General features: G+C 50.3%; 19 protein-coding genes. 7 read left to right on the plus strand and 12 right to left on the minus strand.

The genetic code is table 11. The features are described from left to right. Nucleotides 1–136 precede the first annotated feature (136 nt). Nucleotides 137–1378, minus strand: a complete 1242-nt coding sequence (gene fabF, locus AN963_RS11610; RefSeq protein WP_055744764.1) for a beta-ketoacyl-ACP synthase II — start codon at nt 1376–1378, stop codon at nt 137–139. 124 nt (nt 1379–1502) lie between these two features. Between fabF and AN963_RS11615 the strand changes: the two genes are divergently transcribed. Then, nucleotides 1503–2345: a helix-turn-helix transcriptional regulator gene (locus AN963_RS11615; RefSeq protein WP_055744765.1), complete on the plus strand. Its 843-nt coding sequence runs from the start codon at nt 1503–1505 to the stop codon at nt 2343–2345. Between the two features lie 57 nt (nt 2346–2402). Here the strand turns inward: AN963_RS11615 and cimA are convergent, their stop codons facing one another. The 6 genes from cimA to AN963_RS11645 form a co-directional block, all read right to left on the minus strand. Next, the gene (gene cimA, locus AN963_RS11620; RefSeq protein WP_055744766.1) at nt 2403–4025 is read right to left on the minus strand and encodes a citramalate synthase; all 1623 of its coding nucleotides are present in this window, start codon (nt 4023–4025) and stop codon (nt 2403–2405) included. A gap of 114 nt (nt 4026–4139) precedes the next feature. Beyond that, on the minus strand, nt 4140–4979 hold the full coding sequence (locus AN963_RS11625; protein WP_055744767.1) for an alpha/beta hydrolase: 840 nt from the start codon (nt 4977–4979) through the stop codon (nt 4140–4142). A gap of 103 nt (nt 4980–5082) precedes the next feature. After that, nucleotides 5083–6210, minus strand: a complete 1128-nt coding sequence (locus AN963_RS11630) for a YheC/YheD family endospore coat-associated protein (protein ID WP_055746259.1) — start codon at nt 6208–6210, stop codon at nt 5083–5085. 117 nt (nt 6211–6327) lie between these two features. Further along, nucleotides 6328–7521, minus strand: a complete 1194-nt coding sequence (locus AN963_RS11635; RefSeq protein ID WP_055744768.1) for a M20 metallopeptidase family protein — start codon at nt 7519–7521, stop codon at nt 6328–6330. Between the two features lie 188 nt (nt 7522–7709). Next, nucleotides 7710–8201 (minus strand): dihydrofolate reductase, encoded by a 492-nt coding sequence (locus AN963_RS11640; protein ID WP_055744769.1) that lies wholly within the window; start codon nt 8199–8201, stop codon nt 7710–7712. After that, a complete protein-coding gene (locus AN963_RS11645) occupies nt 8198–8992 on the minus strand; it encodes a thymidylate synthase (RefSeq protein ID WP_055744770.1) in 795 nt (264 codons plus the stop codon). Before AN963_RS11645 ends, AN963_RS11640 begins: the two co-directional genes overlap by 4 nt. A 184-nt stretch (nt 8993–9176) precedes the next feature. Here AN963_RS11645 and pdxR (AN963_RS11650) point away from each other — a divergent pair, with 184 nt between their 5' ends. Further along, nucleotides 9177–10616: a MocR-like pyridoxine biosynthesis transcription factor PdxR gene (gene pdxR / locus AN963_RS11650; protein ID WP_055744771.1), complete on the plus strand. Its 1440-nt coding sequence runs from the start codon at nt 9177–9179 to the stop codon at nt 10614–10616. A 78-nt stretch (nt 10617–10694) separates the two neighbouring features. After that, nucleotides 10695–10892 (plus strand): cytochrome c oxidase subunit II, encoded by a 198-nt coding sequence (locus tag AN963_RS11655; protein ID WP_055744772.1) that lies wholly within the window; start codon nt 10695–10697, stop codon nt 10890–10892. A gap of 80 nt (nt 10893–10972) precedes the next feature. Here the strand turns inward: AN963_RS11655 and AN963_RS11660 are convergent, their stop codons facing one another. Beyond that, nucleotides 10973–11179 (minus strand): cold-shock protein, encoded by a 207-nt coding sequence (locus AN963_RS11660; RefSeq protein ID WP_055744773.1) that lies wholly within the window; start codon nt 11177–11179, stop codon nt 10973–10975. Between the two features lie 133 nt (nt 11180–11312). Here AN963_RS11660 and AN963_RS11665 point away from each other — a divergent pair, with 133 nt between their 5' ends. From AN963_RS11665 to AN963_RS30310, 3 genes are all read left to right on the plus strand, one after another. After that, entirely contained in the window at nt 11313–11774 is a 462-nt protein-coding gene (locus tag AN963_RS11665; RefSeq protein WP_055744774.1) for a lipoprotein, read from the plus strand. Between the two features lie 193 nt (nt 11775–11967). After that, nucleotides 11968–13425, plus strand: a complete 1458-nt coding sequence (gene putP, locus AN963_RS11670; protein ID WP_055746260.1) for a sodium/proline symporter PutP — start codon at nt 11968–11970, stop codon at nt 13423–13425. Nucleotides 13426–13571: 146 nt separating this feature from the next. Beyond that, a complete protein-coding gene (locus AN963_RS30310) occupies nt 13572–13778 on the plus strand; it encodes a hypothetical protein (RefSeq protein WP_236707956.1) in 207 nt (68 codons plus the stop codon). On the opposite strand, the gene pdxR (AN963_RS11675) is transcribed toward AN963_RS30310, so the two are convergent. Further along, on the minus strand, nt 13761–15188 hold the full coding sequence (pdxR, locus tag AN963_RS11675) for a MocR-like pyridoxine biosynthesis transcription factor PdxR (RefSeq protein WP_055744775.1): 1428 nt from the start codon (nt 15186–15188) through the stop codon (nt 13761–13763). The two genes, AN963_RS30310 and pdxR (AN963_RS11675), sit on opposite strands and share 18 nt — an antisense overlap. A 110-nt stretch (nt 15189–15298) precedes the next feature. Here pdxR (AN963_RS11675) and AN963_RS11680 point away from each other — a divergent pair, with 110 nt between their 5' ends. Continuing rightward, the gene (locus AN963_RS11680; protein ID WP_055744776.1) at nt 15299–15892 is read left to right on the plus strand and encodes a GNAT family N-acetyltransferase; all 594 of its coding nucleotides are present in this window, start codon (nt 15299–15301) and stop codon (nt 15890–15892) included. 227 nt (nt 15893–16119) lie between these two features. Here the strand turns inward: AN963_RS11680 and AN963_RS11685 are convergent, their stop codons facing one another. The 3 genes from AN963_RS11685 to AN963_RS11695 form a co-directional block, all read right to left on the minus strand. Continuing rightward, the gene (locus AN963_RS11685) at nt 16120–17736 is read right to left on the minus strand and encodes an S-layer homology domain-containing protein (RefSeq protein ID WP_055744777.1); all 1617 of its coding nucleotides are present in this window, start codon (nt 17734–17736) and stop codon (nt 16120–16122) included. Nucleotides 17737–17886: 150 nt separating this feature from the next. After that, nucleotides 17887–19854 carry a dynamin family protein gene (locus tag AN963_RS11690; protein ID WP_055744778.1) on the minus strand — a complete coding sequence of 656 codons (1968 nt, stop codon included), beginning with the start codon at nt 19852–19854 and terminating at the stop codon, nt 17887–17889. A 105-nt stretch (nt 19855–19959) separates the two neighbouring features. Then, nucleotides 19960–21603 (minus strand): dynamin family protein, encoded by a 1644-nt coding sequence (locus tag AN963_RS11695; RefSeq protein ID WP_055744779.1) that lies wholly within the window; start codon nt 21601–21603, stop codon nt 19960–19962. Nucleotides 21604–21711 lie beyond the last annotated feature (108 nt).

The raw sequence follows: 21711 nt of genomic DNA on the forward strand, positions 1-21711 counted from the left end.
CTCGGGATGGGGATGGTTCTACCGTGCTTGTTTAGTATGCGACCCTAGCCTTTACACCATTCCCATATGTGAAAGCAAATCAAAAACCTTCCGAACGGGTCCGGAAGGTTTGGAGAATCGAAAACTCGTTATATCCTTATGCGTTTTCGTATTTTTTCAAGACGATCACCGCATTATGCCCGCCGAAGCCAAACGAATTGGAGATGCCGACTGAGAGCTGAGCCTTTCTAGCGAGATTTGGCACGTAATCCAGATCACAGATCGGATCCGGTTCCTCTAGGTTGATCGTTGGTGGAATGATGCCTTCCTGCAAGCTCTTGATCAAAGCTACTGCCTCTACTCCACCAGAAGCTCCGAGCATATGTCCCGTCATCGATTTATTCGCCGTTACGGGAACGCGCGAAGCAGCATCGCCAAACAATCGCTTGATCGCAACTGTCTCCGAACGGTCACCGATCTCCGTGCTGGTAGCATGTGCACTGATGAGATCCACCTCTTGTGGCTGCAGATTTGCTTCCTGCAGAGCCCACTTCATCGCCAGATACGGACCATACCCTTCCGGATGAGTCGCAACCATATGATAAGCATCTGAGCTGGCACCATAGCCGATCACTTCGGCATAGATGTGTGCACCTCGGCGCAGCGCATGGGACAGCGACTCCAGAATCACGATCCCCGCTCCTTCCGCCATGACAAATCCATCTCGCTTCGCATCAAACGGTCGGCTCGCTCGTTCGGGATCATCATTTCGTGCAGACAACGCAGTCGCATTGCCAAAGCTCGCCAGTGATACCTCTGTGATGGCAGCCTCCGAACCTCCGGCAAACACCACATCGGCACCACCCATTTTGATCAACCGAAATGCTTCACCTATAGCCGTATTTCCGATGGAGCAAGCGGTCACCGGTGCCAACGTCGGTCCGTGAGCCCCGTACTTGATGCTGATCATGGCAGCGGCCATATTTGGAATCATCATTGGCACCAGCAGTGGGCTCACTCGATCCGGTCCTCTTTCCTGCAGAACCGCACTTTGATCGAGCAAGGTCCCTACTCCTCCTATGCCCGAGCCCACATAGACTCCGAGACGCTCATGATCCACCTGTTCTAGCTGCAATCCGGCATCTTCCCACGCTTGTTCCGCAGCTGCCAGAGCAAACTGACAGAAGCGATCCATCCGACGCGCTTCCTTGCGACCAAAACGACCTTCTGCATCAAAATCGCGAACGCTCCCAGCCATTTTTGTTTTATGTTTCGATGTATCAAATGCATCGATTAATGAAACTCCCGATTTCCCTGTAGTCAAGCCTTCCCAAAACGGATCAACCTGATTGCCCAGCGGTGAAATGACGCCCAATCCTGTGATGACGACCTTTTCCATAGTGATCCTCCTTGTACCCTGATAAAACCATCTTTGCACAGCAGTTATCCTATTACAAGTTGTTGTTTATCCTAGTATAATAGATACCAGCATAAGGGAATCAGCTCCACAGAGGAGGAATGACATGAACCAGCAAACGAGACTTCAGGTATTATCCGCCTTTTTAAAAACCCAGCGAGCCAAGATTCTCCCCCAATCAGTCGGACTTAGTCCTGGTACGCGCAGGCGAACACCTGGTTTACGCAGGGAAGAAGTCGCTCATTTGGCCGGGGTCAGCTCTACCTGGTACACCTGGCTCGAGCAAGGGCGAGACATCAAAGTATCTCCATCTGTATTGGATGCAGTAGCAAAAGCCTTGCAACTGACTGTCGATGAACGCAAATATTTGTACGCGCTCGCCTTGGAAACAGGTACGGGGGTCATTTTGCAGGAGGAGCCACAGCCACAAATCAGTCCGTCCCTTCAGCGCATATTGAAAGAGCTGCGCGCATGTCCTACGATCATCTCTGACAGACGCTTCCATATCGTGGGGTGGAACGAAGCAGCTGCGCACGTCTTTCTGGATTTTGAACAAATCCCCTACGAGCAACGGAATTTGATCCGCCTGCTCTTTACGAGAAAGGAGTTGCAGCGCCTGGCTGTCAACTGGGAGCACTTCGTCAGTGGCTTCCTTGCCATTTTCCGGGCGTATTATGGGCAATTTGTGGAGGATGAGTGGTATGAACAATTTTTGCAGGAGATGAAGGGGCTGCATCCCGATTTTCAAAAGCTGTGGGAGGAGAGCCGAGTGAGCTCTGCCCCAGAGGTCTTGGTCGAATTTCGGCATGCGAAGGCAGGCAAGATGCTGTTTCACCTCACTTCGCTCCAAGTCCAGGGGGATGTCGACCTGCGTTGCAGCATCTACACGCCTGACCCGCTCTCTGCTACAGAAACCAAGCTGACCCAGCTCATGGGTTCGTACAAATAAAGAAACAGCCTGACCGCTTTGGCCAGGCTGTTGTTGTTTCTCCTCACTATCGCTTCATCAGTGATTCACAATGCCTACACGTGCCTCTGCAGCCGTGTGGTTACCAGACTCTTCACAGCCTTCTTTCCACAGCAGGAAACGGATACTATCCGCCAGTGCTTCCCAGCTCGCTTCGATCACGTTTGTGGAGACGCCGACGGTACTCCATTTTTCCCCGTTGTACGATGACTCGATCAACACACGTACTTTTGCTGCTGTCGCTCCGTTTTCGTCCAAGACGCGTACTTTATAGTCGGTGAGGTGCATCTTGGCAATACAGGGATAATATTTTTCCAGTGCTTTTCGCATGGCATTGTCCAACGCATTGACCGGACCGTTGCCGTCTGCGGCGGTATGCACCGTTTCTCCATTTACACTCAGCTTTACGGTGGCCTCAGAGGTGATGGCCCGTACCGCTGCTTTTTCCATCAGAATTTTGAAGGAATCCAGGGTGAACAGATTTTTCAGCTTGCCTGCTGCTTCCAACAGCATCAGGGTAAGTGAAGCCTCTGCCCCTTCATATTGATAGCCTTGGAATTCACGCTCTTTGATTCGTGTAATGATCTCGCGTGCTTCTTCTCGCTCCAGCGAGAGATCGATCTCCAGCTCTTCCATTTTCGCAAGCAGGTTGCTTTGTCCCGCCAGCTCCGAAACCAGCACGCGACGAATGTTGCCGATGTTTTCCGGCTCGATGTGCTCGTACGTTTTCGGATCGCGCATAACCGCGCTGACGTGAATTCCACCTTTGTGTGCGAAAGCGCTGTGTCCGACAAACGGCTGGTTGTTCGGCAGCGTCATGTTTGCAATCTCTGCGACATAGCGAGCGAGTTGTGTCAGCTCCTGCAGCTGCTCACTGCTGATACAGTGATAGCCCAGCTTCAGTTGGAGATTGGGAATGACGGAGATCAGATTGACGTTTCCGCAGCGTTCCCCGATTCCATTGATAGTACCTTGTACTTGCTTGGCCCCAGCCTGAACGGCTGCGAGCGCATTGGCCACCGCCACCCCACTGTCGTTGTGCGGATGGATACCCAATGGCGTACGGAGGCTTTCCGTTACATGTTTGACGATATCATAAATTTCAGTAGGGAGGCTCCCTCCGTTCGTATCACAGAGGACGATCCAGTCTGCACCTGCTTCTTCTGCCGCTTCCAGCACCCGTAGTGCGTACCGCGGGTTGGCCTTGTAGCCGTCAAAGAAATGCTCAGCCAAAAAGAGAGTCGTCATTCCGTTTTCTTTCAAAAAGGTAATGGAGTCCGCTACCATTCGCAGGTTTTCTTCCAATGTCGTTTTGAGTGCATCCGTTACGTGCAAGTCCCAAGATTTACCGAAAATAGCCGCTGCTTTTACACCACTCGCAATGAGAGCCCGCAGATTGTCATCTTCGGCTGCCGCCACATTCGGACGACAGGTACTACCAAAAGCGGTTACCTTTGCATGCTGGAGCGGAATATTCCGAATACGCTCAAAAAACGCCATATCCTTTGGGTTGCTTCCTGGCCAACCGCCCTCGATAAAATCGATACCAAACTGATCCAGCCGCAGTGCGATCTTTATCTTGTCTTCCACCGACAGGCTGATCCCTTCTCCCTGCGTACCATCTCGCAGGGTCGTATCGTACAGATACACCTTGCTCTCCATGTCTCCACCCATTTCCAACAATTTTCAGAATAATCTTATCATTCTAATCTTTAGACGATATCCAGTATACCATAGCCCAAATCGAAATAGAACTTGGGCTATTATAGGTTTTTTCTATGCGCGCATAGGCAGAATAAACGCAGCAGTCTGCTCGATTGCTTCCTCCAGCTGCACTGTACTCCCTTGGAATGGATGGCGCGCCTGGAAGGTATGGTCGCCGCCTTCAATCCAGTGAAGCTCACCGTTTTTCGCAGCCTGCTGAAGACGCTCAGAGCCTTTTACCAGTCGTGCAAAATCCTCTCGCCCCTGAATAATACAAAGCGATTGCTCCATCTTGGCGACCTTGTCCACCAAATCGTACGCTTCTCTATTTTGGTCGACATCATCTATGACAGCACGAGTAATGGGCATATCTTGACCCGTACGCGCATTCGGTATGTAACCGACGCCATTTTCTTCAATTTGATGGCGCAGCTTTTCATCGAACAGGTTGACGTTCGCGATTCCGTTCCAGCTGATAATCCCTGCTACGTGGGGGTTTCCTGCACCGAACAAGATCGCATCGCCTCCACCTTTGCTATGCCCCAGTACGAACAGCCTGTCTGTATTCACATAGTCAGGAAGCGGCAATTTCCCAGATAAGATCCACTCCGTCAATACAGTCAAATCAGCGACTTCGCGGGCGTAGGTATTGCGTCCGAACTTTTCCAGTTCATCAAACTCTGTCAGGCTCTCCCCAACACCGTTGCAGGTAAAATTAAAGCGGATCGTCGTAATTCCCCGTTTGGCCAACGAATCGGCGACATAGGGGAAACTGCCCCAGTCCTTAAAGCCTTTAAATCCATGACAGAAGAGCAGCAACGGTTGGTTCTTTCCTGCCGCTTCGTCTGTATGGATATCTCCTCGCAGAGTCAGATCACTCTCTACCGGGATCGAAAATGCTTGCTGCTTCACTCGCTTTCACCTCTCGTACGCTTTTTTTATTATTATGCCGTGTTCGCCTCATAAAAGAAACGAAAAGAAAAAGAACGAGGCAGGAGCGACCAAAATGGCCAGCTCATGCCTCTATTACCCAGATGTCGTCTTTGTTTCTCTCTCTCTTCACGTCTTCATTCTCTAGCAGATACAAAGCGTATTCCAGAGGTCTGCGTACGGCCTGCTGATATCGTTTTTTCTGCCCCAGCTGCCGGAAAATATCCCGCCCTGGCTTGGGATTCATTTCGATGATCCATACTCTCCCAGCCACATCAATGCCTAGATCAAAGCCGAATTCTATCATCTGCCCAAAATGCTCTTCGATGCACGCCACTGTCTTGAGGGCGAGCTCCTTGCATTCGAGGATGATCCGCGAGGCTTCCTGTTCTCCGAATCGCTCTGCTAAAAACACGGCAGCAGGCAAAGCCTTTCCGCCCCCGTGAAGATTGGACGTCGAAGAGCGCGGCGGGCCTATCCGCAAGCCCATCCCCGTCAGTCTCCATTGTCCACTTCCGTCCTTTTGGGCGAGCAATCGCGCATCCACGATTCGCTCAGGGATCAAATCGAGCGCTAGGCCCTGCTGCAAAAAGAATTGCTCATTTCCGTTTTTTTCGTGCTCCATCCAGTGCTCCAGTCGCTTGCACAGAGCCGTTGTACTGTATAGCTTTTCACTACTTTTCGCCTGCTGCTTGGTTCGTCCGTGCAACCGATAGCCACCCTTTAACCTCTCAACCCGTAAGATACTTCTTCCTCCAGTTCCATTCGTTGGTTTGAGATACAAGATACGATGCTGTTTTAGTAGTAAGGTCAGATTGTCTCTGGTGTAAGGCAGCGTTTGTGGCAACCAGCGCACCAGCGACGGGTCCTGCGATAGCACCTGATGCACCCGAAATTTATTGGTAAAGCGACTATTTGCGTAGTGAAACCAGTTTTGCTTGCGAAATGGCAGGTAAAGGCTGTGCTTGGGGGTGGGGTAATAACGATAGCGGTCAATCACGATGTCGGGCCAGCCATACCAGTCACTCTTCCAGCCTGACTCCGCGGGAACATAGCCTCTAATTCTCCTTTCCGAATAACGGACATCCTGCGGTCCAAACAGGAATACTTCCGCGCCCAGTCTTTGTCCTTCCTTTACTAGTTGACGCAGAAATCCTGGTTCGGTAAATCCAGCTTCACCACGGTAGGTCAGAATGCCAATCCGTTTCCTCACCGGTGGCATCATCCTCCTTCGTCTGGAACTGCCTTGTTCTCTCGTGATAGCTTATGGTCGAAGCTGTAAAAAAGCGCCTTCGCCAATAGTAGGCGAAAGCGCATATCTGCGGATGGATTAGCCCTGATGCTGTTCCAGATAACGAAGTGCTGTACGACCCAGCAGTTCCCCTGCAATCAGCATGGAATCTTCATCAATGTCAAATCGCGGGTGGTGATGGGGATACTTCGCGAGCTTGTCCGGATTGCCTGCTCCAACGAATAAATAGGCGCCAGGCACTTTTTCCAGGTAGTAGGAAAAGTCTTCCCCGCCCATTAACGGCTTCATCGGCTCTACTCGTTCTTCTCCAAATGCAGCGATGGCTGCTTCACGAGCTATCGCGGCTTCCTTCTCACTGTTTATCACGGCCGGGTATCCGCGCTCATAGAGGACATTGGCACTGCCTCCCAACAGAGCAGCTGTTCCTTCTCCAATTTCGATCAGGCGCTGTTCTGCACGATCGCGTACATCTGGCAAAAACGTGCGCACGGTCCCGGTGAGTCGGCAGCTGTCTGCAATAATGTTGTTGTTGTCCCCACCGTTAAACGTACCTACCGTTACAACCACACTCGCCAGCGGGCTGATGTTGCGGCTCGCGATCGTCTGCAGGTTGCCCACGATTTGCGAACCAATCACGATAGAATCGATCGTTTCTTCAGGAACCGCACCGTGTCCACCACGTCCATTGATCTCGATAACAAAATCATCGGTATTGGCCATAATCGGGCCGCCACTAATAAACACTTTGCCTACCGGGAGCATGGACCAGAGATGAACGCCAAAGATGGCATCTACCCCATCAACGGCTCCATCCTTTGCCATTTGGATGGCACCGCCTGGCGATTCCTCCTCCGCATGCTGGAACAAGAAGCGAATTTCTCCGGCAAACTCTTCACGACGAGAAGCAAGAACACTTGCCAGCCCGAGCAGTTGAGAGGTATGCGCGTCGTGTCCACAAGCGTGCATCACACCTGGCACAGTAGACTTGTATTCCACTTCTTTTTGGTCCTGAATGGGGAGTGCATCAAAGTCTGCGCGCAGAGCCACTACTGCTCCCGGGCGACTTCCTCGCAGTACCCCTACAACACCGCGTCCACCTACTCCTGTGCGCACCTCATCAAATTTTAATTCTCTAAGAATTCCCGCAATGAGTGCGGGAGTTTTTTCTTCCTGGAAGGATAACTCCGGATGTTGATGCAAATGGCGCCGCCAGCTGATGATCTGTGGCTCCATTGCTTGCAGCAATTCCTTTAACTGTTCTTGTAAGGACATCATTCTCTCTCCTCTACTTTTGCACATTTCCTATGCTGCCCTGCTTTGTCCCTATCATAGCAGAAATTTTGAAAAAATGGGGAGCTATACGTTGGAAAGAAAGAGTGGCTGAATGCTGCTTACCTGTGCTCTGAACACAAAAAGCGGGAAAAGAACTCGTCTTTTCCCGTCTCATTTGATCTATTGATCTATGATTGAACTTTCTTACCCGTGATCCGCTCATACACATAAAAAGCATGTGGATAAAGATTCTTTTCGTCTACGATCCCTTCACGCTTGTCCACCAATGTGAATGCCGCACGATCCCACTCCGGGAAAAAAGTATCTCCGTCCGCTTCCAGATCAATTTCTGTAATGTAGAGCCGATCCACCACATCGAGAAACTGCTTATAAATCTCAGAGCCGCCAAAAATGATGACATCCCCTAATGCCATCACCTCTTGCTTCGTATGGACCACATCGACCCCATCCGGTTGAAATTCATGATTGCGTGTCAGTACGACATTCCGCCTGTTGGGCAATGGTCTTCCCAAGGATTCAAACGTTTTGCGCCCCATGACGATGGTCTTGCCGGTCGTCAGTTCTTTGACGTGTTTTAAGTCAGCAGGAAGATGCCACGGCATGACACCGTCCTTGCCGATTACCTGATTGCGCGCATACGCGACGATCAGACTGATCATACGGCCACCTCGCCTTTGATATGCGGGTGAGACTCGTAGCCGACCACTTCGATATCGTCAAAAGTGAAATCAAAAATGGATTTCACATCCGGATTGAGCTTCAGCTTTGGCAGTGGCATTGGTTCACGGCTCAGTTGCAGTTTGACCTGTTCTACATGGTTGATATACAGATGAGCATCGCCCAGTGTATGCACAAAATCTCCTGGCTCTAGCCCGGTCACGTGCGCGATCATATGCGTCAACAAAGCGTAGCTCGCAATGTTAAACGGCACGCCGAGGAACGTATCCCCACTGCGCTGATAGAGTTGGCAGGAAAGCTTCCCATTTGCTACGTAAAACTGGAACAGCAAGTGGCACGGAGGAAGAGCCATCTTGTCAATCTCAGCGGGATTCCAGGCGCTGACTACCAGACGTCGAGAATCTGGATTGCGCTTGATTTCATCAATCACCCATTGGATTTGGTCAACCGTTTTACCGTCGCGTCCGGCAAACGAACGCCATTGCTGGCCATATACAGGTCCCAAATCCCCATTTTCATCCGCCCACTCGTTCCAGATGCGCACTCCATTTTCCTGCAGGTAACGAATATTCGTATCTCCTGACAAAAACCAGAGTAGCTCGTGAAAGATGGATTTGGTATGCAGCTTTTTCGTCGTCACGAGCGGAAAGCCTTCACTCAAGTCAAAGCGCATCTGATGTCCAAACACACTGATCGTCCCCGTACCCGTCCGGTCTTCCTTGGTGACGCCCTCATCTAAAATGCGCTGGCACAAGTCCAGGTATTGTTTCATCTTAATCGCTCCTTCCCATACTCATCTATACTAAACTATCCGGGAGGCAAAATGAAAGAAGGGAAATGAGACCGTACAGAATAACGCGGACGATATTGGACTCCTGTTTTTCCCAGCATTATACTAGATAGGATGCAGGTAAACGTCTCGTACATATACACGAACAGAAAGCGTGAGTGGATAGATGGCAAGAAATGATAGGACCAAAGACAAGCCGCTCTACAAACAAATAGCGGAACAAATGGAGCAGCGCATAAGCAACGGAGAATTTCCTCCGGGCAGCTTTTTGCCGTCCGAACGCACCTTGGCAAATGAGCTTCACGTAAATCGCTCGACAGTCGTGGCTGCCTATGACGAATTGCAGGCTGCAGGCGTCGTAGAGCGAAAGCATGGTAGTGGCACGATTGTGAGCCAAGATATCTGGGGACTGGCTCGAAGTCGCGTCCCTAATTGGCGCCACCTGACTGAGACTGGCTCCTTTCGTCCCAATCTCCCCTTAATTCGTAAAATACGCCGTGAGACACAAGAGCACGAGCTGATCGATCTGGCGAGCGGGGAACTGTCTGCAGATCTGGTACCGCACCATTCACTCCAACAATTGCTAACAGCGGATGACTTCCCCTCTCATTTAGGGTACGAGCATTCCTTGGGCAACGGCTCCCTGCGTGACACGTTGAGCGAACATATGAAAAAATGGCGGAACATCGAAGCGACTCCTTCCTCCATCCTCATCACCTCAGGCGCACAGCAGGCCCTGCACCTCGTCGTGCAATGTCTCCTGCAGCCTGGCGATGCGGTAGCCATTGAGTCTCCTTCGTACTGTTATTCTCTGCCACTCTTTCATTCTGCAGGATTGCGTACATTTCCACTCCCGGTAGATCAGGACGGAATCGATCCCGAACAGCTGGCAGAGCTGCACCGCAAGCACCGCATCAAAATGGTGTTTCTCAATCCCAACTTTCACAATCCGACGGGAACACTTCTCTCCTACGAGCGCAGGGAGCGACTGCTTGCCCTCTCAGCGGAAAATGGCATCCCGATCATCGAGGATGATCCTTACAGCCTGACCTCATTCTCAGGAGAGCCTGTCCACACGTTAAAGTCCATGGACAAGCACGGCACGGTACTGTACATTAGCTCGTTGACCAAAATCGTCGCCTCAGGCTTGCGGATCGGCTGGATCGTCGGACCACAGACTGTCATCGAACGATTAGCTGATGCCAAGCAGCAATTTGACTTTGGTCACAGCATCTTTCCCCAGTGGCTGGCAGACCGATTCCTTGCTTCCCCTGACTTTGATCAGCACATCCAGAGGCTCCGTACGCAGCTTGCCTGTCGTTGTGACCAGCTTGTTTTCTCCTTGCGTGACACGTTTGGGGATCAGATTGAGTTCTCTGCGCCAGAAGGGGGGATCCATCTTTGGTGCCATCTGCCTGGCGACTGGAGTGAGCAGCGTCTCCTGTCCGAAGCCGTAAAGCGCGGGCTCGTCTTTGTTCCTGGCCACTTGTTTGGCGCCAATCCAGGTTATGTACGCTTTACATTTGGGCGTGCCCAAATCGAGCAAATTCCAGATGCCGTTTCTCGTTTTGCAGATGCCCTACCAGCAAGTGGATGGTCAAATTAACGAAGAAGTGGATGGCCCTTTTTTGAGTTCGCCATACTATGATCTTGGTAAGCCAGACGGAAAGGAAGATACGTTATCATGCCAATTACCCCTTTTATCATCACGGTCTTCATTCTGGTTTTCATTGCCTTGATCCTCACTTTCAGGATCGGATTGAATCCCGAGGAAGCGAAACAACGGAGCTTTACTCATCGCTCCCGAAATCTTTTGCTCATCTATGGGGTCATTACCCTCTTGTTGGTAATCGCCCTTTCGATTTTTCTTTACCTTCAATAAACGCAACAAAGACGCCGTCGATTTTCAGAAGATCTGACGGCGTCCAAATTATCATCTTGGTAAAGACCCTGAATGCTTCCCTATACCTCTTTGCGAGCGACGTTAGCCGCTTGTAAACCACGCTGTCCGTTCACAATTTCGAACGTGACCTGCTCGCCTTCTTCCAAATTGCGGTAGCCATTGCCCGTGATCGCCGAGTAGTGAACGAAGACGTCAGGACCCCCGTCCCGCTCAATAAAACCATATCCTTTTTCCTTGCTAAACCATTTTACTTTCCCTTGAATCATTGCGTTTCCTCCCTGTAATCAGTGCAGCTCTTACGCTTACCCCATCATATGCGGATGCACAGAAAGGTGAGATACGTTAAAATAAATAATGTCTGTATACGAACAGCAACAGCAGGGAGGAAGTGAACCGCTTATGCGCAAAACCATCGTTATTCTAAGCAGTGCATTGCTGCTTACAGCCTGCTCGGATCTATCTGAGGGAGTACAAAACGCGCAGCAAGCCGTAGAGACAGGCAAACAGGCCATCGAAGTGGGAAAACAAGCTGTGGAAGCAGGAAAGCAGCTGGCAGAATCAGAAGTTGCCCAACAGCTGAAGACCTACCTTCAACAAAAGTACGAATCCTCGGAGCAACTGCGAAAAGCCATGTTCAGTGGGGATGGCAAGCTCGTAGCTGATGAATTACAAAAGACAGAACTCGCCAATTTCAGCTTTTACAAGTCTGATTTGTTCGGCGTGGAATATTCGGGTCAATTGACTGGAGACGGTACATTCAAAGTGCTCAAGCACGACCTGAAAAATGCAGGGACGGAACCAGTCGTCGTAAAAGAGTTCAAAGTAACCTTGGATAACAGCGGTCAGATTCAAGTCCAGTAAATATGGCAGAAACTACAAAAAGCTTGCGGATGCTTACCGCAGGCTTTTTTCGTGTTAGTAAAAATCTTTTTATTGTCACTCTACAAATTTTTCTGTGATTTATTATAGATCTTTATATATCTACATGATATTGTGTATGTTGTTAATAATATTTTTAAAAATACTAAAAACAACAAGAGGTGCTTCAATGAACATGTTGCTCGTTTCGATTATTGTGTACATGGCAGGCATGCTTCTGATTGGGTATTATGCCTACAAGCGTACCTCCAACCTAACCGACTACATGTTAGGAGGACGATCACTGGGCCCTGCGGTAACTGCCTTGAGTGCTGGGGCGTCCGACATGAGTGGCTGGCTGATGATGGGCTTGCCAGGAGCGATGTTTGCGCAAGGCTTGAGCGCTTCGTGGATTGCGATCGGACTCACCTTGGGTGCTTATGCAAACTGGCTGTATGTCGCCCCACGCCTCAGAACGTACACGGAGGTCGCCAATAACTCCATTACCATTCCCGCCTTTCTGGAAAACCGCTTTGGCGATGGCTCCCGCATGCTGCGTCTGGCATCCGCTCTCGTTATCATGATCTTTTTTACCTTCTACGTCTCTTCCGGGCTCGTATCTGGTGGCGTGCTGTTTGAGAATACCTTCCACCTGAGCTACACAACTGGCTTGTGGATTGTCGGTTTGGTTACCATCGCTTATACCCTTTTCGGCGGCTTCCTCGCTGTTAGCTGGACAGATGCCGTTCAAGGCTTGATCATGGTCGTGGCCCTGATCATGGTTCCGCTCGTGACCGTGTTGACCTCCGGCGGTGTGGAATCTACGTTTACTGAAATTCGTACCATCGATCCCTCTCTCTTGAATATTTTCAAAGGGACAAGCGTTCTCGGGATCATCTCCCTGTTTGCTTGGGGATTAGGCTATTTTGGCCAGCCACACATTATTGTTCGTTTTATGGCGATCACCTCGACGAAGGATATCAGAAAAGCGCGCGGCATCGGGATGGGCTGGATGATTTTCTCCGTAGCAGGCGCTATGCTGACCGGTCTGTTCGGTATTGCGCTGTTCTCCAAGCAAGGCTGGACGCTCAATGACCCGGAAACGATCTTTATCCAGTTGGGCACGATCTTGTTCCACCCAATTATCACCGGATTTTTGCTTGCTGCCATACTCGCTGCCATCATGAGTACGATTTCTTCCCAGCTGCTCGTGACGTCCAGCTCACTGACAGAGGACATCTACAAGACCTTTTTCAAGCGTTCTGCTACTGACAAAGAACTAGTGACTGTCGGGCGTCTCTCCGTATTGGCTGTTGCTGTTATCGCCTTTTTGCTCGCGCTGAATAAGAACGACACGATACTGGATCTCGTCGGCTATGCATGGGCTGGCTTCGGGGCTTCCTTTGGTCCCGTCATCCTGTTGTCTCTGTACTGGAAACGCATGAACAAATGGGGTGCGTTGGCGGGAATGATCGGCGGTGCCCTCACGGTAATTATCTGGACCCGCTTTGACGTACTCAAAGACTTTTTGTATGAGATGGTCCCGGGCTTTGCTATCAGCCTGCTCGCCATCGTAATCGTCAGCAACATGACGAGCAAACCATCCAAAGAAGTGGAAGCGCAGTTTGATACGTATCAGCGAATAAGCGAATAGATATTGAAGCGCCCTCCCCTTACCGAAAACGGTACGAGAACGGGCGCTTTTTTTGCCATAGACGCAACGCCTCTCCAGGTGTTTCTTCTCCCTTTTCACGCATCGCGCTACTCTCCGCTCTGTTCAGCATTTTGGCTACTGTTTGCTTGGCGCACAACTACACCGTGAGCCTCATCCCCGGCATTCAGGATGGCATCTCCATTTCCAATACACTCGCCTACTACTTGATCGGTGAGGATGGATGGTCACACGCAAAATTCAGGACTGCCTTTCACTACGCCGTGGTCAGCTCGATTCTCTGTCTCACGCTCTATATCGCTGCCACCATTCAGGAATCACGTAAGAAGGTTTGATCCAAACCACGCGCCCGCTAGCAGAGATATCCCTTCTTCCATATCCGACTCTGCCACACCGCCAAAGCCTACAATCATACGGGGTAAAAAATAACTCGGTGGCTGTGCCCAGCTCCGCCCGCTCGCGTATACACTGATTCCTGCAGCCAGCGCCTGCTGCATCAATTCTTCCTCGCTCCTAGAAGTTTTCACCTCCAGCAAAATGTGCAAGCCCACTGAATGACCTAGTACGCGTACCTCACGCGGCATATGCGTGTGGACGGCCTTTAGCAACAGATCATGCTTGCGGTGATACAACGTTCTCATCTTTCGCACATGCTTTTCCCAGTAGCCCTTCTCCATAAACAGCTGCATCGTCCGCTGCAAATGACGGGAGACCGGTGATGGATAAGCGAGGAAGGAGGTAAAGTAGCGCTGGAGTAATTCTGCTGGTAGCACCGTATAATCCAGACGCAGCGCGGGGGAGAGAGCCTTGGAGAAATTGCCGATGTAGGCGACGGTTCCATCTCGGTCCATTCCTTGGAGCGACGGTGTAGGCCTTACGTTGTAGCGAAATTCACCGTCATAATCATTCTCGATGATGATGCTCCCTGTGCGTTTGGCCCATTGCAGCAGTCGATGACGTTTGGCGACAGGCATGACCATCCCGTATGGATATTGGTGAGCAGGAGTCGTGTAGACGACCGTGGCCCCACTCTTCTCCAAGCTTTCGATGGACAGCCCGTCCTCTTCCACTGGGACAGACACGACCTCATAGCCGTGCTGCGAAAACACGACACGGGCGTCCGCATACCCAGGTTCTTCAAAGGCTACGACGCGATGGCGGTCCGCCAGCAGTAAGCATATTAAGCTGAGCGCCTGCTGCAAGCCTGTACCAATCAGGATCTGCTCCGGTTCGCAATGAAGCGTACGCGCTCTGCGTAAGTAACCTGCCAATTCCTGACGTAGCTCCCGCTCTCCTTGGCTGTCACCGTAAAAAGCGAAATCATCCGCGTACGTTTCCATCGCCTCGAGCATGCAAGTCCGCCATTCCCGATACGGAAAGGAACGCGTGTCCACGACGGAACCGTGGAAATTAAACCGGGGATCTGGCTTATTCCCGCCCCTCAAGGGCGAGGGCGGAAGTGGCAAAGTTGCAGGCTCATGCATCTGCTCCCTCCATACCTCCAGCTCAGCCGCGAAAAACCCGCTTCTTTCCTTGCTTAAGATGTAGCCCTCCGCCAACAATTGATGATAGGCTGCCTCTACTGTGATTTTTCCCACTCCACTTGCCTTGACCAGCTGGCGAATAGACGGCAAGCGTTCTCCAGCTGGTATCGTACCAGATGTGATCGCTCGACTGATCTGCTCGTAAAGCTGCTGATAGAGCGGCTCTCTGCTCGATAGGTCCAACACTGGTGTAAAATCCATTAGCCCTCCAATCTGTCCCTATTCATCTTTCGCTTTTTGTCTCTATGAACAGGAACAGCTATCCACTACAGTTACTATATCAAATGGTCACAGAAGAGAGGAGACCCACTATGCCAATCTACCTGCAAGGCGAAAAAGTCGTGCTTCGCGACATTCGCCCCGAAGATATCGATGTCATCTACATGTGGAAGTACGAAGCTCAGGATCGGGAGCACCTGAACTGGAATGGCCCGTACAAGCCACTCGATCCACTCACAAAGGAAGAGCATCGGTCTCTGCCACGGCACCAGGAATCATTAGGACTCGTCGGCACAGACGCCCCTCGAACGGAGCTGATCCTCGAAATTGACGGTCAGCTGCGGGGAAGCGTGGGCCGTTATTGGGTATCGGAAGAAACGAACTGGTGTGAAATCGGAATCGTTATCTACGATTCTCGATATTGGTCAAACGGTTATGGCAGCGAAGCTTTCCAGATGTGGATCGACTATTTGTTTACCCACATGGACACCGTACGTCTGGGCATTGGTACCTGGTCAGGAAACGAACGCATGATTAAGCTCGCAGCTCGTTGCGGGATGCAGGAAGAAGCCCGCGTACGCAAGGCAAGGATTGTCCGTGGAGAGTATTATGATGCCATCAAAATGGGGATGTTGAAGGAAGAATGGGAAGCTTTACAATCAAGACAGGATCTGAGAAATAAATAGGATAAAAACAAGGCAGTGGCCGCTTCGGACGCGAAAATAACGTCCTTAGAGAACCACTGCCTTTTCTTGATTAGGTATGCCATTCCATATACGCAATACGTCATGGCGTCCTGCAAGCGCTACCCATACTTTCCATAACTTTCTATTCGTTTACATTTTATTTTTATCTTCATCGAACAGCGGCATACAAAAAAGCCAACGTTGTGTTGGCTTTTCTCTCGATACCATTATTTTTTTGTGATTTTAATCTCAACGTCCAGCTCTTCATCGTTGTCTTTTGAAGTTAGCGTAACGGCTTCATCGTCCAACTCAACCGTATACGCGGATGCAATCTCATCATTATCCTTGAGAGCGTCTGCGATCTTGTCAGCTATTTCCTCAGCCGAATCGTTGTCATCAACGTCGATTTCTACGGTCTCATCGATATTTTCATCTTCAACCTTAATGACGTAGGTCTGGTCAGAAGATGCATCCGATTTTACGGTAATTTTCCAGGACTCAGCAACGAATTTCCCGTCTAGAGACCCTTTGGCTACTGAACTGTTCAAGCCTAGATCGTTCAATGCGCTTCCCGTAAATTTGATAGACGGAACAACATTCGTTGGGCTATTGTCCGTTTCAAAAACAAATCGGTCATAATCGTCGTCGAAGGACACCTTCACGCGATCGTCATCCCCTAACGCGCGTCCAATGGCTTCTTCTAATTTTTCCGCTACTTCATCTCCATCGTCTTCACTTCCATCAATATCATCGAGGTCGATGGACTCGGCAGACTCTCCATTCAAAGAAATCGATAGGGACTCATCTGACAGATCAGGAGTGGTGTTACTGATTCGGGAACCTGTTTTCACTGCTTCCTCAAAATGATCCACGCCGTTGCCATCCCAAAGCCTTTCGACCTTGAATGCTACATCTTTATCATCCGAACCACTCGTCGTATACGCATAGATGGTCCGAATCTCGTTGTCTTTCAAAGTCACATCGACTTTCATGCCTTCGGCCAAAGAATGGAAGCTCGCAGACTTCCCATTGATTTTGACTACCACATCTTCAGCTACATCATACGTTTTCGAACCGATCGTCAGCTCATCATCATCTTCATCAATATCCGCAATGGTTCCTTTCACATGGTTACCGAAATCTACCTGTCCGACCTTGTCAAGCAAGCGGTTAACAAACACGGCCATCTCCGCACGAGTTACCGGTTTATTGGGCTTGAATGTCTTATCCTCATATCCCGCAACCAATGATTGCAGCAAAGCGAACGATAGATATTCCTTTTCCTCAGCGGTCAGGGAAGAAATGTCTCCAAAGTAAAGGTTGCTCTCATCCAGATCGTCATAATCTGTGCCTAATGCATTTACCAAGAGTTTAACGACGAATAATCTAGTCGCCGGCTTGTTTGGCTGAAATTCCTGGGAATCAACGATATGATTCACCAACGCTAGATTAACCGTTGTTTGTGCCCAATCGGGTACATCTTTCCTGTTGTAGTTGTCACCGTCAGTCAGTAGGTCTTTATTTTGTGACAGCAAATTGATGACCATGGTCAGAGCTTCAAGCTGAGTAACAGGTTTGTTTGGACGGAAAGTGTGATCAGGATAACCTTTGATAATGGATTTATCCACCATTGTTTTCACAGTCGCTTCTGCCCAATGCTTCTGCAAGTCAGAAAAACGTTCCTTATCTTTTTGTCCCTTACCTTGTTGAAATTGACCGTTCCCTTTTTGCTTATGGTCATTTCCGTGCCCGTTATTCCCTTTTGCGCTAGCTGTAGCAGCAAAAGAAACAGACAATGTTCCCGCAAGGATCGTAGGCAAAATCTTATGTCTCCAAGTCTTCATACCGTATACCTCCTCAACAAATTAAGCTCAACTGACTTCGAGACGTGTATTTGAGGCAAGAAGTTGCAAATTCTCTCGGAAAACGGAAAATTTGTGCAACAAAAAAACGCCCAGGAGTCATTTCCTGAGCGTCTATCTTAGATTTCTGTCCTATTCCAGCTCGGCAGCTACGCGATCCAGCTTGCCTTGCAGCTCATCCAAATCGACATTCATATCGAGCGCTGCAAACAGACCGGTAAAGTAGGCGTTCACCTGTTCTTTTACACGCGCACGCTCGATTACTGACAAATCAGCGAAAAGCGTAGAAAATTGATCCGCCAGCTGATCGTCGCCTGTTGCAACATAAGCTGCTACCGGCTCCTGCATCCGCTTTTCCAGCTCATCACGCACTTTCACCTTACCGTCCTGCTCAAAAAAGTCTTTCGTGTTTTTAAACAAGGCCAGAGCCGGTTGGAATGCAGCAGCACCCACAGGCAGCTCCTCAGCGAAAGCCAGCGTCTCTACCTGACGTGGCTGAAACGGCGCCAGTGTCAGACCTTTTGCAGTTGCCTGAACTTCGCGTTGCCATTGCCCTACCAATGTGACTCCCTGCTTATTGATGAACTTCTCCAGACGGAGCGTCGTCGCGCGGAGCTCCTGTGCCAGGTCGTAGCTGATCGAACGCAACAGATCGGTCAGACAGCCTTGCAGCGCCTGCTTCAGGTTGCGGCCATCGTCCTTGAGCACGGAAGGGTTGAAGGCAAAGTTGTACAGCTCGTTAAAGCGGAAGAACAGACGTTGCTTCACATAATAGAGCAGTTCTTCCCGTTCTTTTGCTAGATCCCGTTCATAGGATGCCGTTGCGAGCGCCTCGACAGCGGCCAGCGCAGCAGACTGTGCTTCGCTGGCTGCTTCTCTGCGAGCCAAGCGCTCACTTTCCCCTGACGTTGCCATCAACATGAATTCCGTCAGTGTCGTGTGGGCTCGACGAATTTCTCCGATAGCTGCGTTGACAGCGATCTGCGTCAGCTCCTCGATGGTAAACCGCAGGAACTCCACCTCGAAGTTTGCCATGCCGGACAGCTTGAATGCTTCTTCTGCTGCCATCAGCTCCGCACCTTCTGCAGTCTGAGTCCGTTGACGGTATACTTTCTCCGCGGAACCCGCCAGCTTGCCTTTTTCATGCATGCGTGCCAGCAGCGCTGTCTGGCTGGAAACCGGGTAAATGCGTGGCAGACGAATCCCGCACGTCAGCAAATTCTTTTCTACATGCGTGATTACACCTTGCAGTTCTTCCTCGGACGCAGCCAAGTCAGCGGCATTGACGATGAAGAACATTTTGTCCATCTCAAACGTATCCTTTACACGCCCCATCTGCAGCAAGAACTCTCGGTCTGCCTGAGAAAATGCGTGGTTGTAGTACGTGACGAACAATACAGCATCTGCGTTTTTCATGTATTCAAATGCTACACCTGTATGACGCGCATTGATCGAGTCCGCCCCTGGGGTATCCACCAGTACGATTCCTTGTTCTGTCAGCGGGCACGAGTAGAACAGCTCGATGTACTCGGCGAAGCACGCTTTTTCTTCCTTGGCGACAAAGCCTTTAAACGCTTGCATGTCGACTAGCAGTTCCCCGTCGAGATGGGCAGCCATTTCCCCAAGGCCTTTGGTCACCGCTTTCAGAAAGGTGTAGTGTGGCTTGGCAGTCGGCGGAATCTGCGCCACGTCGATCTTATTCAGCTCAGTCAGGGCACCCTCCAGTCCGGATGCAGACAGACCGAACACCGCCAGGGAACGAAGGACGTCCTGTTCAATCGCGTCTCTGCTTTTCAACACAACTCGCACAGTTCCATGCGGATATTCTTCGGTCGGTGGCATGATTTTGTTGATCGCAGCCGTCGTCGGATTTGGGGAGACTGGTAAAACCATATCTCCCATCAAAGCGTTGGCAAACGAAGATTTCCCTGCGCTGAACGCCCCAAACAACGCTACTGTAAAGCGGTTCGCTTCGAGGCGATCTGCCCGATCTAACATCGCCTGCGCCTGGGCCTGCATCCCGGGTACAGAGACAATTTCTTCACTTGAGCGCCGCAGACGCTCCGCAGCTGCAAACAGCTTTTCTCTCAGTTGATTCATGCTTTTTGTTCTCCTTTTTGTTAGAAAAAACTTGGTTTGTCGCCAAGTCAAATAGCGAAAGCCTTCGTTTTTCTTATACTTTCACCCTTAATCGCGTCAGCGAAATTAAGCTTTCTGAAAGTGCAAAATCGCTTGTAGCTGTTCCCTTGTGACCTGTTCTGCAGCTGCCAGCTCAGCCAGCTTCTCGTGCACGCCAGCCAGCTCGCGCAACACAGTCAGTCGAGCTTGCTGCTCCTCGTTCTGTTCCTTGACTTGCTGATCTAAACGGGTAACGACTTGACTGATGAAGCCGAGCCCAGCACGGCGATATTCCAGCTTGATACCGTTGGAAATGTCTTTGCAATAGTTCAAGACGTACTCTTGAGATTGTGCTCCGTCCTTGATGTTGGCCGCGAGAAACTCCGGAGTAATCCCCACCGTCAACGCATGGACAGCAGCATGGTACTCTTCATCACGGATGTGATACTCCTGCGGCTGTTTTCCCATCAGTTCCTTAAAGTGAAAATCAAGATTACCCGCTACTTTTTCACGCAAGTCAGCCAGTAACGCTTCCTCCCGACGCGCACGCTCTTCCTCTGTCTTCTTCCCAGCGAACAAAAATCCGAGCTTGAATCCTGGCTTTCTACTTTCCAGATAGGCTCGCGCCGCTTCGTTCGTGCTGAAATAGGTCAGACGTGCGTTATCCAACAGCACGCTCAGCTCTTTTTCCATTTTCTTGCGAGCTTCTTCTGGAAGACTAGCCAGTACTGCTGCTTCGGTCTCGGCCTGCTGCAAGGCTTCGCCTACCGCTGTAGCATCCTGGCTGTCCAAGTCTTCTACTTCCAATGTCGTAAGCTTGCTTTCCCATTGCTGACGCAAGCCCTCGTTTGCACTCTTCAGCACCTGGACATGTTCATCGATTAAATGCTCTGCAGCGCTTTTCACGCTATCAGCGACCAGTTCTTCCCGCTCCACGATCAGTGCAGACAGCTTGTTTTTGAACTCCTCGTACTGGTTTTCCAGATGATCCGGCTCTGCCAAAGACGTATAGTAAATCCCGTCCGGGTGAATGTTCCAGGTCGCAAACGCTTCTTCTACACTTTCCTTGTAGCTATCAAAATCCAGCTCAAAATCAATGTGTTTATCGATCATGTTCACGACGAGATAGACCGGTTTTCCACGGTCTTTCAAAGTTTTCGTGAAGTTAAAGTTTTCCTCTGCCTGGACGTGGTTGTAATCCATCATGTAAATGACAACATCCGCCAGATGAAGGGCCGATTCCGTAGCGATTTTATGTGCCGCATCCGTCGAGTCAATCCCTGGCGTATCGAGCAGACTGGAATTTTCGTCGAGGAACGTCCCCGGATACGAAACTTCCACCGATTCCACGGTATCTCCGTCGACAGCAAACTGTTTGAGCTTTTCCATCTCCGTATCAGGGTCAAACGTAATCACGCCGCTGTTCATGGAGTATACGCGAGCTGCTTTTTCTCCTCCGCGGATTTTGACCACATTGGCACTGGTCGGTATCGGGTTGGAGGGCAGCAGGTTTACGCCCAGAAGCGTGTTGATCATCGTAGATTTACCTGCGGAAAAATGGCCACAAAAAGCGATATTTAATTCCGCACGTTTCGTTTTGTCTGCGAGCTGCAGTAACTTGGCGGGGGTTGTTGTGTCCCCGTTTTGTTTCATCCGTTCAGCCAGTTGTTCCCATGTATGTGCAAGCCGAGAGAAATCCGTCTCCCGAATGATTACCTGACTTTGAAACACTTGCTTACCACCCTCTCCATCGTTGCTTTCTCTCTACTACTACTCTCTATTCTACCATGCCGAATGTATCATACCTGATGGGTTTTGTTCAATTATTTGTACGAAAGT

Origin of the sequence: Brevibacillus choshinensis, from assembly GCF_001420695.1 — a bacterium.
In the GTDB taxonomy this organism is placed as follows: domain Bacteria; phylum Bacillota; class Bacilli; order Brevibacillales; family Brevibacillaceae; genus Brevibacillus; species Brevibacillus choshinensis.

Coding starts and splice junctions, on each gene's coding strand:
- AN963_RS11635 (WP_055744768.1), bottom strand. CDS start 7,521: ATGTCCTTACAAGAACAGTTAAAGGAATTGCTGCAAGCAATGGAGCCA.
- fabF (WP_055744764.1), bottom strand. CDS start 1,378: ATGGAAAAGGTCGTCATCACAGGATTGGGCGTCATTTCACCGCTGGGC.
- AN963_RS11640 (WP_055744769.1), bottom strand. CDS start 8,201: ATGATCAGTCTGATCGTCGCGTATGCGCGCAATCAGGTAATCGGCAAG.
- AN963_RS11685 (WP_055744777.1), bottom strand. CDS start 17,736: ATGAAGACTTGGAGACATAAGATTTTGCCTACGATCCTTGCGGGAACA.
- pdxR (WP_055744771.1), top strand. CDS start 9,177: ATGGCAAGAAATGATAGGACCAAAGACAAGCCGCTCTACAAACAAATA.
- AN963_RS11680 (WP_055744776.1), top strand. CDS start 15,299: ATGCCAATCTACCTGCAAGGCGAAAAAGTCGTGCTTCGCGACATTCGC.
- putP (WP_055746260.1), top strand. CDS start 11,968: ATGTTGCTCGTTTCGATTATTGTGTACATGGCAGGCATGCTTCTGATT.
- cimA (WP_055744766.1), bottom strand. CDS start 4,025: ATGGAGAGCAAGGTGTATCTGTACGATACGACCCTGCGAGATGGTACG.
- AN963_RS11665 (WP_055744774.1), top strand. CDS start 11,313: ATGCGCAAAACCATCGTTATTCTAAGCAGTGCATTGCTGCTTACAGCC.
- AN963_RS11645 (WP_055744770.1), bottom strand. CDS start 8,992: ATGAAACAATACCTGGACTTGTGCCAGCGCATTTTAGATGAGGGCGTC.
- pdxR (WP_055744775.1), bottom strand. CDS start 15,188: ATGGATTTTACACCAGTGTTGGACCTATCGAGCAGAGAGCCGCTCTAT.
- AN963_RS11690 (WP_055744778.1), bottom strand. CDS start 19,854: ATGAATCAACTGAGAGAAAAGCTGTTTGCAGCTGCGGAGCGTCTGCGG.
- AN963_RS11655 (WP_055744772.1), top strand. CDS start 10,695: ATGCCAATTACCCCTTTTATCATCACGGTCTTCATTCTGGTTTTCATT.
- AN963_RS11660 (WP_055744773.1), bottom strand. CDS start 11,179: ATGATTCAAGGGAAAGTAAAATGGTTTAGCAAGGAAAAAGGATATGGT.
- AN963_RS11615 (WP_055744765.1), top strand. CDS start 1,503: ATGAACCAGCAAACGAGACTTCAGGTATTATCCGCCTTTTTAAAAACC.